General features: G+C 62.7%; 14 protein-coding genes and 1 pseudogene. 12 read left to right on the top strand and 3 right to left on the bottom strand.

The annotated features are described in order from the left end of the window. Positions 1-145 precede the first annotated feature (145 nt). A pseudogene (locus MMSP_RS26630) lies at positions 146-263 on the top strand (ISAs1 family transposase); the annotation flags it as partial. 221 nt (positions 264-484) lie between these two features. Here the strand turns inward: MMSP_RS26630 and MMSP_RS02565 are convergent. The 3 genes from MMSP_RS02565 to MMSP_RS02555 form a co-directional block, all read right to left on the bottom strand. After that, the gene (locus tag MMSP_RS02565) at positions 485-1063 is read right to left on the bottom strand and encodes a hypothetical protein (protein WP_020785348.1); all 579 of its coding nucleotides are present in this window, start codon (positions 1061-1063) and stop codon (positions 485-487) included. 247 nt (positions 1064-1310) lie between these two features. Beyond that, positions 1311-2102, bottom strand: a complete 792-nt coding sequence (locus tag MMSP_RS02560; protein WP_036427042.1) for a mannan-binding lectin — start codon at positions 2100-2102, stop codon at positions 1311-1313. Positions 2103-2113: 11 nt separating this feature from the next. Further along, on the bottom strand, positions 2114-2839 hold the full coding sequence (locus tag MMSP_RS02555) for a hypothetical protein (protein ID WP_012392160.1): 726 nt from the start codon (positions 2837-2839) through the stop codon (positions 2114-2116). A 374-nt stretch (positions 2840-3213) separates the two neighbouring features. On the opposite strand from MMSP_RS02555, the gene MMSP_RS02550 reads away from it, so the two are divergent. The 11 genes from MMSP_RS02550 to MMSP_RS02500 are packed head-to-tail and all read left to right on the top strand — an operon-like array spanning position 3214 to position 14109. After that, a complete protein-coding gene (locus MMSP_RS02550; protein ID WP_036426043.1) occupies positions 3214-4302 on the top strand; it encodes a hypothetical protein in 1089 nt (362 codons plus the stop codon). Further along, a complete protein-coding gene (locus MMSP_RS02545) occupies positions 4295-5476 on the top strand; it encodes a GNAT family N-acetyltransferase (protein WP_020785345.1) in 1182 nt (393 codons plus the stop codon). The genes MMSP_RS02550 and MMSP_RS02545 overlap by 8 nt, the downstream gene beginning before the upstream one ends. Next, positions 5476-6456 (top strand): SDR family oxidoreductase, encoded by a 981-nt coding sequence (locus tag MMSP_RS02540; RefSeq protein WP_020785344.1) that lies wholly within the window; start codon positions 5476-5478, stop codon positions 6454-6456. The genes MMSP_RS02545 and MMSP_RS02540 overlap by 1 nt, the downstream gene beginning before the upstream one ends. Continuing rightward, positions 6453-7550: a fatty acid desaturase gene (locus MMSP_RS02535; RefSeq protein WP_020785343.1), complete on the top strand. Its 1098-nt coding sequence runs from the start codon at positions 6453-6455 to the stop codon at positions 7548-7550. Before MMSP_RS02540 ends, MMSP_RS02535 begins: the two co-directional genes overlap by 4 nt. Further along, the gene (locus tag MMSP_RS02530) at positions 7550-8899 is read left to right on the top strand and encodes an aminotransferase class III-fold pyridoxal phosphate-dependent enzyme (RefSeq protein WP_020785342.1); all 1350 of its coding nucleotides are present in this window, start codon (positions 7550-7552) and stop codon (positions 8897-8899) included. Before MMSP_RS02535 ends, MMSP_RS02530 begins: the two co-directional genes overlap by 1 nt. Further along, positions 8896-10404: an aspartate aminotransferase family protein gene (locus MMSP_RS02525; RefSeq protein ID WP_020785341.1), complete on the top strand. Its 1509-nt coding sequence runs from the start codon at positions 8896-8898 to the stop codon at positions 10402-10404. Before MMSP_RS02530 ends, MMSP_RS02525 begins: the two co-directional genes overlap by 4 nt. After that, positions 10401-11144: a hypothetical protein gene (locus MMSP_RS02520; protein WP_011742407.1), complete on the top strand. Its 744-nt coding sequence runs from the start codon at positions 10401-10403 to the stop codon at positions 11142-11144. Before MMSP_RS02525 ends, MMSP_RS02520 begins: the two co-directional genes overlap by 4 nt. Further along, a complete protein-coding gene (locus tag MMSP_RS02515) occupies positions 11141-11647 on the top strand; it encodes a hypothetical protein (RefSeq protein WP_011742406.1) in 507 nt (168 codons plus the stop codon). Before MMSP_RS02520 ends, MMSP_RS02515 begins: the two co-directional genes overlap by 4 nt. Then, positions 11644-12387 (top strand): hypothetical protein, encoded by a 744-nt coding sequence (locus tag MMSP_RS02510; RefSeq protein ID WP_171944484.1) that lies wholly within the window; start codon positions 11644-11646, stop codon positions 12385-12387. Before MMSP_RS02515 ends, MMSP_RS02510 begins: the two co-directional genes overlap by 4 nt. Beyond that, positions 12362-13336, top strand: a complete 975-nt coding sequence (locus MMSP_RS02505; RefSeq protein ID WP_015354000.1) for an ABC transporter ATP-binding protein — start codon at positions 12362-12364, stop codon at positions 13334-13336. The genes MMSP_RS02510 and MMSP_RS02505 overlap by 26 nt, the downstream gene beginning before the upstream one ends. Further along, entirely contained in the window at positions 13333-14109 is a 777-nt protein-coding gene (locus tag MMSP_RS02500; protein WP_012392170.1) for an ABC transporter permease, read from the top strand. Before MMSP_RS02505 ends, MMSP_RS02500 begins: the two co-directional genes overlap by 4 nt. The last annotated feature ends 3 nt before the right edge of the window (positions 14110-14112 follow it).

Genomic DNA, 14112 nt, shown 5'->3' with positions numbered 1-14112 from the left:
AGTCGGTTTGCCGGAGTGTTCGCAGCTTCACCAGTTGGGCGGTCGTGTCATGAAAGGGAATTTGATCTCGGCGCCAAGCGCGCATTCCAGCCGTCATTTTACGCAGCGGTGGAATAGCCTAAAGGAGCAGGGCTCCGGCGTTCAAAGGGCACATACCGGAAACGGCGCACAGGTCCTAGCAACGCTACGCAACACCGCGATCAATCTGCACCGCCTCAACGGCGCCGACAACATCGCCGAAGCCTGCCGGATCACCGCTTTGACCGCCAACCGCCGCCTAGACCCCCTCAATCCACAATCCCCCAGCTCACAAGCCTGCTAATCAACAACGCCGGAGCCCTGCCTAAAGGAGGGCTTCGATCTGATGCTGCCCAACGATTTGGCGCGCTTCTGATACCTCGCAGTCGACTCGGGCCCGATCAAGCTGTCAGAGGCCGAGCGGCTCGTCCTGATCGGAACGCCGACTGCTCACCGGTGATTCGTGTCAGGGCAACTCGACCTTCGCGGCCAGCCAGCGGCCGTCGACTTTTTTCATGGTGACTTCGACGCGACTTCGGTCCAGCCTAGGTTCGGGTGCTCGCGCATTACTCACCGACTGATCGACGAACAGCACCACTACAACCGTGTCTGGTGATGTCGACTTGATGGCCGACTCGACGACCACTCCGTGCGCTGATGCCTTGTTCTCCCTCAGTGCCTGCTGCAACGCGGCGCTGGACTTGAGGTACATCTCTTTGAACTCTCCGGTCGACCCGTCGATGGTTTCGCGGAAGTTCTCATCAATATTGGCGCTGTCGATCGTGGTCAAGTTCTCAGTGAACCGCAGCGCTGCGCTGAGCGCCTGTCGGCCAGCAATCTCGTTGTCACGCTGCTCTTTCCATAACCACCCCAACGCCGCGGTGCCGGCGAGAACGGCGGCCGCCGCAAGTGCGGCAGCGACCTTTGTCCGTGATCGCGCCCGACGTTGTGGCGTTACGTCATGTCCTGGCTCGAGGGCAGGATCGGGACCATCGCCAGCGGCGGCACAGGCTTGGATGCCGGGATCGAGATCGTCGTGATCCACCTCCAATTCCGTTTCTTGGCTACTTGGTTCGGCAGCACCCGGCGCGCGACCGATCGTATTGCCGCCGTGGTCTCCTCCGCATGTCTCGGGTGAGTCGGAGACCGGATCTCGGGTCGGATCGGGCCCCGGTTGGGCGGCGGCATCTGTCGTAGCTGAAGTGCGCCCCGCCTTGGCCTTGGCGTCAGGACCGACTCTTCGAGGCTTGCGGGTGGTTCCTCCCTCCTGCGGGGAGATGCACCCGTCGTCTTTACCCTCCATAGCCCGACCTCAACACCGGGGCCAGCACATCAATCGGGATGTGGGCCTCAACCGCACCCCCGTCCATCGACCACACCGGCATGCCGGGCTCATAGTTGATCGGGTTGTCGTGCGCGACAGGGTAGTCCGGCAAATAGAGGATCAATTCGCTTGGCGTCAATGCCCACGCTTTGTACCCGCCCGAGTAATCCTTGTCAGGAGTCCACCGATCGACGGTGAAGGGATAGGTTCCCGGCTGGTGCGGTGGGGCGGCACGATCGAGTGCTGCCGCGACGAACGGTTCAGCCAGCGGCGGAATGACGGCCAAAGGATCCAGTCCCGCTTTCACAATGTCGGTCAGCTGCAGTTGCCGGCCGAGGGCCGTGTCAAAGGTGAAGGTCCGGTAGGCGTTGTTGATCTTGGGACCGTCGGCATGGTAATCCTCATGGAACACCACGGATACGGCGCTCTGGTGGCCGAACTGCTGGTAGTTTTCTTCGCCCCAGCTGTCCTGAACCATGTCTGCGCCTTTTTCTCTCCAATTGTTGTAGAGGGTCCGCAGGTAGTCCCGGACCACCGGACCGCTGACGGCGTTGTCTACCAGGTCGCCCGGAATTGCCATCCTGATGTCTCGGTCCGCCTTGCGGACCGAGGTCACGGTGGTATGGCAATAGCGGCCGTCAAAGTCGCCGCCGAGCTCACCGCAGAACGACTGGGCAGACCCCCATGCCGAGGGGGCGGTCGAGACAGCGCAGCCGGCCACCAGCACCCCTGCCGCTAACGCGGCTTTCCACCCAGACATAGCGGGGCCGGTCATGAGAGCTCGACTTTGCTGGCGAGCCAACGCCCGTCGGTCTTCTCCATGGTGATCTTCATCCTGCTCCGGTCGACTCGGGGATCCGGGCGAGCGGCATTGGTTACCGTCTGATCGATCATCAGCAGCACAACGACCCTGCTCTTGGACTTCGACTGGATGGCGGAATCAACCACGACTCCGTGTGCTGTGGCCTTATTGTCGATCAGCAGCTGGCGGAGCTGAACACTCGAGCGCGTATACATATCCTTGAATTCGCCTGTCGCGCCGTCGAGGACTTGGTTGAAGTTTGCATCTACATTGTTGCTGTCGATACTCGTTAATGTCTGGGCGTATCCAATCGCTGTTTGCTGAGCCAGCTCGGCCGCCACGTTGGCGTGATGCGCCGCAAACAGGTGCCACCCCAGCACGGCGGAAACGCTCAGGGACGCGAGAATCACGGCCAGGATTGCCTGGTTGAATCCGACGCGGACCCGCTTGACTCGCATCCGCGACCACCGGGAACGCCAACGCCGGGGTGCACGCGGGGCATGGGCGTCGGTGTCCGTGCAGTCGACATCGTCAGCGTTACCCGATTCCACATCGGCGCAGGGCCCCGCGGCCGTGCTGGGTGACTCGAGCTCATCAGTGGCGATAGCAGGTTGGCCACGTTCGGTCGTATCCGTCGTATCCGTGAGTTGTGTGATGTTGCTGTTCTCGACGTCGTCTCCGGTGATGGCGACCAAGGCAACGGCTCCTTTCCAACGGCTAGCCTGATAAACCTCTTGCCTGTGGGACAACGAGGCCGTGGCGGGTGGTGAAGATCCGCCACCTGCCAGACGCGCCTAAGGCCGACCTTCGAGTCCGAGATGGCCCCCGCAGCTCGGCCAACGGTTGAGCCGTCGATCGGGCCATCGCGCGCTGAACTGAGCGCCGCCGAACCTGCTCGGCCCGGTCACGCGCAGCGCCCGCCGGTCCAGCGTGCGCTGTTAGCGGCTGGGGCCGGAGGCGAAGCGGGAAGACGTGCGGCCTGCGTTTGACATGCGGACTGCGGAGTCCATATCGTGTGCCAGGCTAAATGAAAATTATTGTCATTACCAATCGGTTGAGGTGAGTGTACATGGAGGGGCTCGCGAGTGGTCGTACCGAAGCGGCCAAACCGCTGTCGCGCGATGGGGCGCAGCAGCCAGGGTGGTTCGTCGGACAACGGGTAGACATCCTCCTGGTATTCGGGTTGGGTGCCTTCCTGTCGGCAGTCCTCTTTGCCGCCGGTAGCCACAAGGGGTTGTTCCTGGTCGGCGCGGTCGGTTTTTCCCTGTTGTCCGACCTTCCGCACGTCTTCACCACCTCGGTCCGGATCTGGCTGGACCCGCGGGAGCGGTCGCGCTACCGGGCGCATTACCTGATGAGCCTCGTCGTGATCGGCACACTGGTCGCGATCCTATGGTTTGGGGGATGGCTCATCCCGCTGCTCGCGATTTGGGCGTACTGGCAAGTTTTCCACGTGCTGAAACAGCATTTCGGCATGATCAACATCTACGCCGCAAAGAATGGCTACAAGGGCCCCAGGAAAAAGATCCAGTACGCCCTCTACTCGACGTGTCTGGCGCCCGTAGTCTTTCGAGCGGCTCACGGGCTGCATTTCTCCGAGTATGAAGTCTTCGGCAAGCGACTTCCATTCTCTAATTTGAGCGTTCCAGTGCCCCCGGTGCCCAAGCTCATAGTCATCGCCGGATTTATCGTCGCCGCGGTTTGTTTGGCCCTTGCCGTCATTGAGCAGCTCCAGCTCAAACGCGACGGACAGCGCACCCTGCCAGCGATGGCGGTGGCGACCTTCGTCGTGGCCGCCTTGTCCTACAACCTTTCCTACCTCCTCGTATCAGATCTGTTCGCGCTCATCCTGATCGCCACCACCACGCACAGCCTGCAATATCACCTGATCAACTGGACCAGGAATAACACGCGGTTTGCGCATAGCAAGAACTCCGAAGAGAAGAAGCTTCTGCTGGCACGGCTGTCTACCAGAAAGGCGTTGCCGCTCTACATCGCATTTCTTGCCGGACTCGGCGTGCTTGCCGGGCAACTCGATACCATTATTTTTGCCGTACCACTGACCTTCGTCCTGCATCACTTCTACATGGATGGCGCACTCTGGAAGAGCAAGAAAAATCCCGAGTTGGCATACGACCTGGGAATCATTCGTGCTTGATGAAGAAGTCGGCGCACATCGATGGACCGAGGCGTTAGCGCACCCGCCGGCGCCGACCGTCCGTCCGGTACGCACCAATGCGGAGATCAAGGACTTCATCGGCGTTCCGTGGCAGATCTATCGCGGTGACCACGCGTGGCGGCCCACACTGCGCCGAGTCATGCGCGCCAAGATGGATCCCCGCAAGAACCCGTTGCACTCCGAGGTTCAGATCGCCAACTTCGTCGCCTACCGGCAAGGACGGCCGGTGGGGCGGATATCGGCCTGCATCGATTCCCACTACGTGCAACGCTATGGCGACTACGCGTTCTTCGGATTTTTCGAGAGCGAGCCGGATCAGGCCATCGCATCGACGCTGTTGACCACCGCCGAGAACTGGGCGCGAGGGCGCGGCATGAACGCCATCATCGGCCCATTCAGCTACACGTCACGCGAGGACGTCGGGCTACTCATTTCCGGATATGACACTCCACCAACGATCATGCAGCCGCACAACCCACCGTATTACCCGAGGTTGGTTGAGGCGGCCGGATACTCAAAGAAGTTCGACACCGCCTGTTTTCGCTGGAGCGTGGATGAAAACCCGTCAGTCCAGCAGCGCCTGCTGAGTCGAGCCGATGCGGTACTGGGCGCGCAAGGTGCCAGCGTTCGGCCGGTACGACTGTCGGATTACGAGCAGGAAGTCGAACTCTTGCGCAAGCTCTACAACGACTCGTTCGCAAAGCATCCAGAAAACGTGCCGCTAAGCAGGCCCGTGTTTGCCAGCATGGCCGCCGAGATGCGGCCGCTGATCGATCCGAACATCGTCAGGATCGTAGAAGCGAACAACACACCCGTGGGCTTCTTGTTCATGCTGCCCGACGTCAATGAAATCACTGGTCAATCGGGCAGATTCACGCCCTCGGCCCTGCTCCGGATCGCGGCCAAACGAGGCGGTCGAATCCGCGGGGTGCGCACTGCCGTCGTGGTGCTCATCGGCGCGGTCCAAACCCAGTTCGGCGCGGGCCTAGGCCGGATCCTGGCTGGAGAGATCGTGCGAACGATAACCGGCGCTGGGTACTCCGCTGTCGCCACCACGTGGATGCACGAGGACAACATGTGGTCCAATTCGCTTGCGGCGCAGATGAAGAAGGCGCCCGAGAAGCGTCATCGAGTTTATGAAAAGGAGCTCTGATGGCACCGCGAATTCTGGTCACGGGCGCCACGGGGTATCTCGGCTCGACGATCCTGGAAGCGCTGGTGCGCGCTGGCGAGCGGGCAACCATATTGGTGCAGCCCGGCGATCCGCACGTCATGAGCCCGGAGTTGCGCTCCAACGTCGATGTTGTTCGGGGTGACATCACCGATGCTCAAAGCGTGGACGAGGCGATGCGCGGAATTGCGCGCGTTTACCATCTCGCCGGCATCGCATCGCCGAATTCCCGTTTAGCCAACCAGATCTGGCGCACAAACGTGCTCGGCGCATACCATGTTGCGCAGTCGGCGTGGCGGCACGGGGTGCAACGCCTCGTGCACGTGTCCTCCACGGCGGCCATCGGATATCCCCCCAATGGTGTGATCGCGGACGAAGATTTCGACCCGCGAGATTCGGTGCTCGACAACGTCTACTCGACTACCAAGCGGGCTGGCGAACAGCTGGTGCTCGACTTCGTCGACCGCGGGCTCGATGTCGTGGTGGTGAACCCGGCGGCCGTCTTCGCGCCTGGGTTCGGGTCGCCCCGGTCTTGGCAGGGCCTGCTGGTCGCGGCGCGCAAAGGTCTGTTGCGGGTCGTTCCGCCGGGAGGAACCGCCGTTTGTTCGGCCCGCGACTTCGCGGCCGGTGTCACAGCGGCGATGAACAAGGGTCAACCGGGGCGGCGATACATACTCAGCACCGACAACCTTTCGTACCGGCAGATCGCTGAGCTGCTCGTGCGCGCCGTGGGGCGATCCCACCAGGTACGGGTCGCGCCCATGCGGCCATTCCGCGCCCTCGGGAGGGGAAAACGTATCGCATCCGATTTCTCGAGTCGGGCGCATTTCGATGACCCGTTGGTTCCCGAGAACATCGACCTGATGGCCCGCAAGGTCTACTACGACCCTACTCGGGCGGTGCGTGAGCTGGGCATTCCCAAAGTGTCAGTGGCGGAATTGATTACGGAGTTTGTTGGATGAGTACTCAGACGCGGCAGGCGCTGGCCGAGGGGGGCGGCTCCAAGGACGTGCTCGGGATCTCGATGGCGCAGGCGCGATCCTTGGTAGCCGACCTCGCTGTAAGACGGCAGTGGATTTACTGGGTCGACCTGACGGTGTGTGTAGCGGTGGGCTACACGGCATTCCTGTTGTGCCCGGCCAGGCAACCCCTTTCGCCCGCCGCTGTGGGTTGCGTGGTGGTCGCTGCGTTGGCGCTATACCGTGCCGTCCTTTTCGTCCACGAGATCGTGCACGCCGGTGCCGAACTACGTTCATTCGCGCTGTACTGGCATGCGGTCTGCGGGATCCCGCTGATGGTTCCGCAATTCACCTACGATTTTCATCAAGAACATCACGCGTCGCGCACCTACGGCACCGCCGCCGACGGCGAGTATGTGGCCTATGCCACCGAACCGCGCTGGCGGGTGGTCGCCCTACCCTTCACCGCCTTGCTGGGGCCGGTGTTCTTCGTGGTGCGGTTCCTGGTGCTGGCGCCGCTGAGTTGGCTTGTCCCACCATTGCGTCGGTACGTACTGACTCGGGCGTCGGCACTGATGATCGACGCAGACTTCTGCCGCACACTTCCGCCCGGTGGCGTCCCTCGCTCCTGGCTGATCCAGGAATTCGCCTGTTTCGCCTACCTGGTCGGGGTGGCCGTGCTCTTCGGGCTTGGTGTATTCGCGCCGTACCGACTGCTGGAGGCCTACGCGGTCGTGAGCCTGATCCTGTTCGTCAACTGGATTCGGGTGCTCGTTGCTCATCGGTACGAGAGCGAAAACCAGCGGATGACATTCCCCGAGCAAGTGCTCGACTCTATCGACCATCCGTCGCTGCCGGTCCTGGGTGAGCTCTGGGCCCCGTTGGGTCTGCGACTGCACGCTGTTCACCACCTATTCCCCAAGCTGCCCTACCACCAGCTCGCCGAGGCTCGACGACGGCTCGCGGAGGCAGTTCCCCGCGACCGCGGCTATTGGGTGACCGAGGACCCATCGGTGGTCAGCTCATTCCGTCGCCTGCTCAGCCGCCGGGCAGAGTCGTCGAAGCCGATCCGGCAACTCACCGATGAGGCTGTGTGATGCTGGCCAAAAACCCACCCCCCATGCGGGAATCCAATGCGGCGACCTACTCGCGACGCCTCCCGATACGACTGGTCGAGGCCCGCGGTACCCGGGTACGTGACAGCAGCGGGCGTTGGTATATCGACTGCCTAGCGGCCGCTGGGGCGATGTCGCTGGGTTGGAACCATCCGGTGGTCAGTGAGGCGGTCATCAAAACCGTTGACTCCGGTGAGCCCTGGCTGTCGTTGGACTTTCATACCCCCGCGAGGGAGCAGTTCGTCGAAGACCTGCTCTCCATCCTGCCGCCGGGATTGGCCGCCGACGGCCGGGTCCACTTGTGTTCGCCCAGCGGTGCCAGCGCTGTCGAGGCGGCCCTCACGCTTGCCGAAATCGCCACCGGTGGGCGTGAACATGTTGGCGTGCAGGGAGGTTTCCACGGCTGCACCAGGGCTGCGCGCGCGGCAAGCTCCGGCGGCGGACTTCGGCAACAGCCCGTAGTGATGGCACCGCGGACGACGTTTCTGCCCTTCCCCCAGAACTATCGGTGTCCCTTCGGCGTCGGGGGCGAACGTGGCGTAGACCTGGCAGTGACGGCCGTCGAGCAGCTCGCCGCACCCCACGCCGGCATCAGCGCCCCCGCGTCGATCATCTCCGAATTCGTCCTCGGTGAGGGCGGCGTGCTGCCGGCCCACCCGCGTTGGGCCAAGGCGTTGCGCAACCTGGCAAACCGTTTCGAAGTCCCCCTGATCGCCGATGAGGTACAGGCAGGGATGTTTCGGACCGGACGGGCTTGGGGGTTCGAGCATTGCGACATCGAGCCCGACATGGTCGTGATGTCCAAGGGCCTCGGCTCGGGTGTGCCGATTGCCGTGATCGTGGTTCGCGAAGGCTATGACGTCTGGGAACCCGGTGCGTTTACCGGAACGTTCCGGGGCAACGCGATGGCCTTCGCCGCGGCGAGCGCGGTCATTCGATACGCCCGAGAAGCGGCGTTGGCCGAGCATGTAACCCGGATGGGGGAGTACTTCCGCACCGGACTGCAACGCATTCTCGAAGAGTGCGAGATCGTTGGCGACGTTCGCGGCCGCGGGTTGATGCTGGCCGCCGAGATTGTGGACCCGCAGCTGCCGTGGCCGTCGGGTGTGGCACCGGCACCCGAACTGGCTAGGCAGATTCAGCGTGCGAGCCTCAGTAACGGGCTCATCATCGAATCTGGCGGACAGTATGGAAACGTCATCCGATTTCTGCCGCCGTTGACCATCGAGGAAGCCGACATCAGCGCGGCTTTGACTGCCTTCGAAGCTGCCGTCAAGCAGGTAGAACGGCACCGCACCAAGGCAGTTGACCTCCGGGCGGACCAGCGATGAGCCGCGACGTGAGTGACTTCGCCGGCGAATTCGTCTCGGGCAGCGGCACGGCCGCCTACCGCGACGCAATTACGTTGGCTAGCGGCTTGGTTGCGAATGCATTGGAAGCGGCCGACGCGCCCGGCCTGGTGGACGGATACTCGTTGCTGAAGGAGCTGGCGGATAAGCCCAGGCTCGATACCGTTGCCGGTGTCGGCCTGCCGGCGGCCCTGGAGGAGGCCGTCGGCCTCATGGCGGGGCACTCCGCTGTGGTCACCCACCCCGCGTACCTGGCGCACCTGCACTGCCCGCCCACCGTTGCTTCCCTGTCCGCTGAGGTTCTCATCAGCGCGTTCAATCAGTCCCTCGATTCGTTTGACCAAGCTCCCGCAGCCACGGCCATCGAGCAACGAGTTGTCGAACATCTCTGTGCCCGAATCGGATACGGGACAGATGCGGACGGTACCTTCACCATTGGCGGCACCCAATCCAATCTGCACGCGTTGCTGATGGCACGTGATGTTTTCGCGCAGCGGACGCTGGGTTTGGATGTCGGCACCGCCGGGTTGCCGGCGGCGGCGCGCTCATGGCGACTGCTTTGCACTCGGCAGGCGCACTTCTCGGCGCGCCAGGCACTGCGCATCCTCGGCCTTGGCGCCGACGCCGTGATCGAAGTGCCTACCGACGATGCAGGACGTTTGTGCGTCGAGGCGTTGGCGGGGTGCATCGCTGAGAGCCAAGCCCGCGGCACACCGGTGTTCGGACTGTTCCTCACCGCGGGAACCACCGACTACGGGGCCATCGATCCGCTCGAGCCCGCGATCAAGATCGCCCGGCAGCACGGTGTCTGGGCGCATGTGGATGCGTGTGTCGGGGGCTGTCTGGCCTTCAGTGCCCAACACCGACATCTGTTGCGGGGTATCGAGTTAGCCGACTCCGTGGCCGTCGACTTTCACAAGCTGCTGTTTCAGGCGATCAGCTGCAGTGCCCTTCTGGTCCGAGACGCCGAGTCCTTTCGCGTCTCGGCCGGCCACGCCGACTACCTCAATCCCGCCGATGATGTCGAACACGATGTCGTCAATTTGGTCGGCAAGTCTCTGCAGACCACCCGTCGATTCGACGCGCTGAAAATATTCCTCACCCTGCGTGCGCTCGGTGAGCGGCGTATCGGGGCGATGATCGACGCCACCTGCGCCGCCGCGGCAGCCGCAGGCCGGGCCGTATCGGACCACCCCCACCTCACGTTGTGTGCACCCGTGGCCGTCAACACGGTAGTGCTGCGGTGGCGCCATCCGGAGCTGACCGAGCAGAAGTGCGACGCGGTCAACAGTGCGATCCGCAGCAGCCTCGCTCGTTGTGGCCTCGCACTCGTTGGTCGATCGCGCGCGGCCGGACACCAGGCGATCAAGCTGACTTTCGTCAATCCGCTTATCACCGCAGACCTGGCCACCGGGGTCATCGCTGACGTGTCCCGCCGGGGCAACGAAATCGCTGGTCTACCCGACGACCTGGCGGCACAGGCATGACCGAACAGCTGTGTCGTATCGAGCGAGTGGCGGCGTCCGATCCGCGTTTTGGATGGGCCAAACAGGTCGAGTACACCGTCTTCGGTCTGGAGAACAACTTCGCGAGCGATGCCGATATCGCCGCTGCGGAAATGGTGCACTACCGAGACTGGGAGCGCTCGTCGGAGATTTTCGTCAGCCTCGACACCGCGGCACCGCACCAGCCCGTGGGAGTTCTCCGCGCGCTGCGCCATGACCCAGAGCTCGGGCTGGACAGCTTCAGCACGCTACGTGACGCGCGCAACTACCCCGTGGACGAACGCACTCGCCGCAATTTTCTCTACCCGCGCTGGAGTGACTTTTTCGACGGCATCGATCCGCGGCGAATCGCAGAACTCGCTACCCAGGGGGTGCTGCGAAGCGCGCGTCGCTCCGGGATGATCGAACAGATCTGGCGAGCGTTTTTCAGCAGTCTCGCCGCCGACGGCGTCGATCTCGTCACGGTGGCGCTGGTCGTGCCGTTGTTCGAGTGGTATCGCCAACTGCTGCCCGATCGCCTGCACCAGATCGGAGAAATTCTGCCGAACTACATCGGCGCCGACAGTGTGCCCGCCGTAGTCGATATCGGCGGGTCATTCATCTCGGATTCCATTCGCGACATGGATGCGGATTCGGCATCACTGCTGGCGCTGACAGTCCAAGCACCACATCCAGCCTCAGCTGTACCAGGACCTTCCGGGGAAGAAGAGAGAGAGCAATGAGATCAATCCACACCGACGAGCACGTTTTCCGCAAAGTCAGTGAGATCGACTGCCCCGTCGAACGGGTATGGCAGACGGTCACCACCCAAGAGGGGATCAATCATGAGATGGGCCCCTACATGAAAATGACCATGCCTAAACAGTTCATCGGCAGATCCATTGCCGACGTGGAACCGGGTACCCGGATCGGCAAGAGCTTCCTTCTACTATTCGGGTTCCTTCCCTTCGGGTTTGACGACATCACCATCACCAGGATTGAACCCGGCCGGATGTTCCGCGAAGAGTCCACGATGACGGGGATGCGGGTGTGGGTACACCACCGCACCCTGGAACCAAAAGGCGATAAAACGGTGGTCAGCGACGAGATCACGCTGGCTCCTCAGGCACCCATGGGCCTTATCCCCGGGTGGGGCAAGCTGATGAGCAAGATCTTGTCGGCGTTTTTTGCTCACCGTCACCGACGTCTTCGCAAAAGTCTGGCCAAAACCGGTGTAGCGCAATGAGATCATCTTCGATGGCCGCGTCGGTGTTGGTCGCCGCGGCAGCGCTGACCGGCGGATGTACGGCGGTGAACAAGGCCGCCGGCGAACCCGTCGGCCATGCGTTCCAGCTGCTCGAGTACCCGCAGCCGGTTTCGCAGCCGGTTGCCGAGCCCGCTGAGGGATCGCCCTATGGCGGCTACTCGGTTGAGGTAGCTGGCTCGGTTACATATCTCAAGGAAACGACCGTCCTGCCCAAGAGCGGTCTGCTGACTATCGGCCCAGGGCCACGCGCTGGTGAGCTGCAGGTGCAGCACTACTACCAGGGTGACCGGTTCCCCTACGAGACCGGCGTCCTTTCCAAGGACGGGACGGCGAGCACCCTCAACGCCATCACCATCGTCAACCCACTGGATTCCCGGGTGTCGTTGCAGTGCGCCGTGGCAGGCGGCATCGCGCTCGAGAACCTCAACGAGCCACGAGACCTGCACGGCGAGTGCGGCGGGGGCGCGAAGTTGTCGGGCACCGTGCGGGCCGACGGGACGCGCCAGGCTACGTGGCGCGGCAAGCCGGTTGAGCTGGCCCGCACCGTTGTCGACTTGACCATTACGGGGATGACGAGCGGAAAAGTCCACCAAATCAACGATGTACCGAAGGGCGGCAGCTTTCCGCTGTATACGGCCATCGACGTGAACATGACCGCCCAAGGCATCAACCTAACGGAAGAGCTGGAACGCTATGTCCTCCCCAGAGTCCAAGACTGACAACGAAACCGGAAATTCGCAGCCAGGAACCTCCGCTCTCGAAGCGGTCGACCTGGTCAAGTCCTATCCCGGTTCGGACGCCAACGCCGTCGACGGTCTCAACCTCGTGATTCCGCGCGGGGTGGTCTATTGCCTGTTGGGCCGCAACGGGGCGGGTAAAACCACGACCATCAGGATGGCCACCACATTGCTGACCCCGACTAGCGGCCAGCTGGAGGTGCTGGGGGTTCCGGTTGACAACACGACGCAGCTGCGGCCACTCATCGGCGTGGCGCTGCAAGAGGTCGCCCTCGATCTGTGGATGTCACCCGTCGAGCAGATACGCATGAGCCTGGCGATGGCGGGCTGGCCGAAATCCGACAGGAAGCGTCGCGAGGGCGAACTCGTCGAGCAGTTCGGCCTCGGAAAGTACCTGAATCGCAAAGTCGGAGCACTTTCCGGTGGTATGCGCCGCCGCGTCGACGTGGCCCTCGCGGTCGCGCACAACCCACAGATGCTGTTTCTCGACGAGCCTTCCAGCGGGCTGGACATCGAAGGCAAGCAGGAGGTGTGGAACGCAATCCGGCTGCTGCGTTCTGAGGGCCGTACCGTCGTCCTGACCACACACGATATGGACGAAGCCGTCTCGCTGGCCGATGAAGTCGGAATCATCAAGGACGGGGTGCTCGTCGCTGCGGGTTCGACACAGGAGTTCACCCGAAGCCACGGCTTCGCCGTGGACATTTCGGCACCCCAGGAGATAACCGACGACGCCGTGCGGCAACTGGCCGGCGCCGGCTACCCGATGCAGCGCAAGGGCAGCAGCGCGGTAACCGGATCACTGGACTCTGCGTCTGCCTCCGAGATCGGTTCGCTCGCCACGGTTTTGGATCGGCTCGGACTGGCCGGCGCGAACATCGAAATTCGATCGACGTCGCTGCGCGACGCGTTCCTGGAGGCTACCCAATGACCCGCTCCGCGCTGGCGAACACCGCCCGCCTCTTTCGCCGCTATGTCGTTGTGGGGCTGCGACAGCCGGTCTTCGGTTTCATCTTTCCCATCGTGTTTCCGGTCGTGTTGGTGGTCTTCGTGCGGTCGATGTTCCAACGCGTCGCGGACTTGCCCGGATTTCCGCTGACTTCCTATACCGCCTACATCGCCCCGGGCCTCATCATGCTGATTCCGATGCTTGGCGCGGGATACGGCGCGGGAACGTTGATCGAAGAGATCAGTTCGGGCTTCACCGACCGGCTGCGGCTTTATGGTGTCTCGACTGGTCAGATCATGGCCGCCAAGATCGGCTTCGAGATGTTCAGGATCCTGCCCGCGGCGGTGATCGTCATCGGCCTGCTGGCTTTGCTCGATGCCCCTTTGCGCGCCGGGATCCTCACCGCAGCGCTACTCATCCTGCTGATGTTTCTGTGGTCGGCCGCATATAGCTCACTGTTCTATCTGGTGGCACTCCGCACGCTCAACCCGCAGGCGCCGGTCGCGATGCTGCCTTTGGCACTGCCGGTGCTGTTCGTCAGCCAGGCGCTCATGCCTTCGGTATTCCTGTCGGACTGGCTGCGCATCAGCATCAATGTGAATCCGTTCTCACACATCGTCTCTGCAGCGTCGACGATCATGTACGGCGATTTCGACACCATGACGGTCCTCCGGGGTTGCCTGGTGGGCCTCGGCATGTTCTTGATCCTGCAAATTCCCATCCACTTCGTTATTCGTCGCAAAATCGGAAAGTAAGGG

Source organism: Mycobacterium sp. 012931, from assembly GCF_000419295.1.
Lineage (GTDB): Bacteria > Actinomycetota > Actinomycetes > Mycobacteriales > Mycobacteriaceae > Mycobacterium > Mycobacterium marinum.
Note: the sequence above shows the minus strand (reverse complement) of the source record. Positions and strands in the feature narration are given on the sequence as shown.

Coding starts and splice junctions, on each gene's coding strand:
- MMSP_RS02520 (WP_011742407.1), top strand. CDS start 10,401: ATGACCGAACAGCTGTGTCGTATCGAGCGAGTGGCGGCGTCCGATCCG.
- MMSP_RS02510 (WP_171944484.1), top strand. CDS start 11,644: ATGAGATCATCTTCGATGGCCGCGTCGGTGTTGGTCGCCGCGGCAGCG.
- MMSP_RS02560 (WP_036427042.1), bottom strand. CDS start 2,102: ATGTCTGGGTGGAAAGCCGCGTTAGCGGCAGGGGTGCTGGTGGCCGGC.
- MMSP_RS02525 (WP_020785341.1), top strand. CDS start 8,896: ATGAGCCGCGACGTGAGTGACTTCGCCGGCGAATTCGTCTCGGGCAGC.
- MMSP_RS02515 (WP_011742406.1), top strand. CDS start 11,141: ATGAGATCAATCCACACCGACGAGCACGTTTTCCGCAAAGTCAGTGAG.
- MMSP_RS02500 (WP_012392170.1), top strand. CDS start 13,333: ATGACCCGCTCCGCGCTGGCGAACACCGCCCGCCTCTTTCGCCGCTAT.
- MMSP_RS02540 (WP_020785344.1), top strand. CDS start 5,476: ATGGCACCGCGAATTCTGGTCACGGGCGCCACGGGGTATCTCGGCTCG.
- MMSP_RS02505 (WP_015354000.1), top strand. CDS start 12,362: ATGTCCTCCCCAGAGTCCAAGACTGACAACGAAACCGGAAATTCGCAG.
- MMSP_RS02530 (WP_020785342.1), top strand. CDS start 7,550: ATGCTGGCCAAAAACCCACCCCCCATGCGGGAATCCAATGCGGCGACC.
- MMSP_RS02550 (WP_036426043.1), top strand. CDS start 3,214: ATGGAGGGGCTCGCGAGTGGTCGTACCGAAGCGGCCAAACCGCTGTCG.
- MMSP_RS02535 (WP_020785343.1), top strand. CDS start 6,453: ATGAGTACTCAGACGCGGCAGGCGCTGGCCGAGGGGGGCGGCTCCAAG.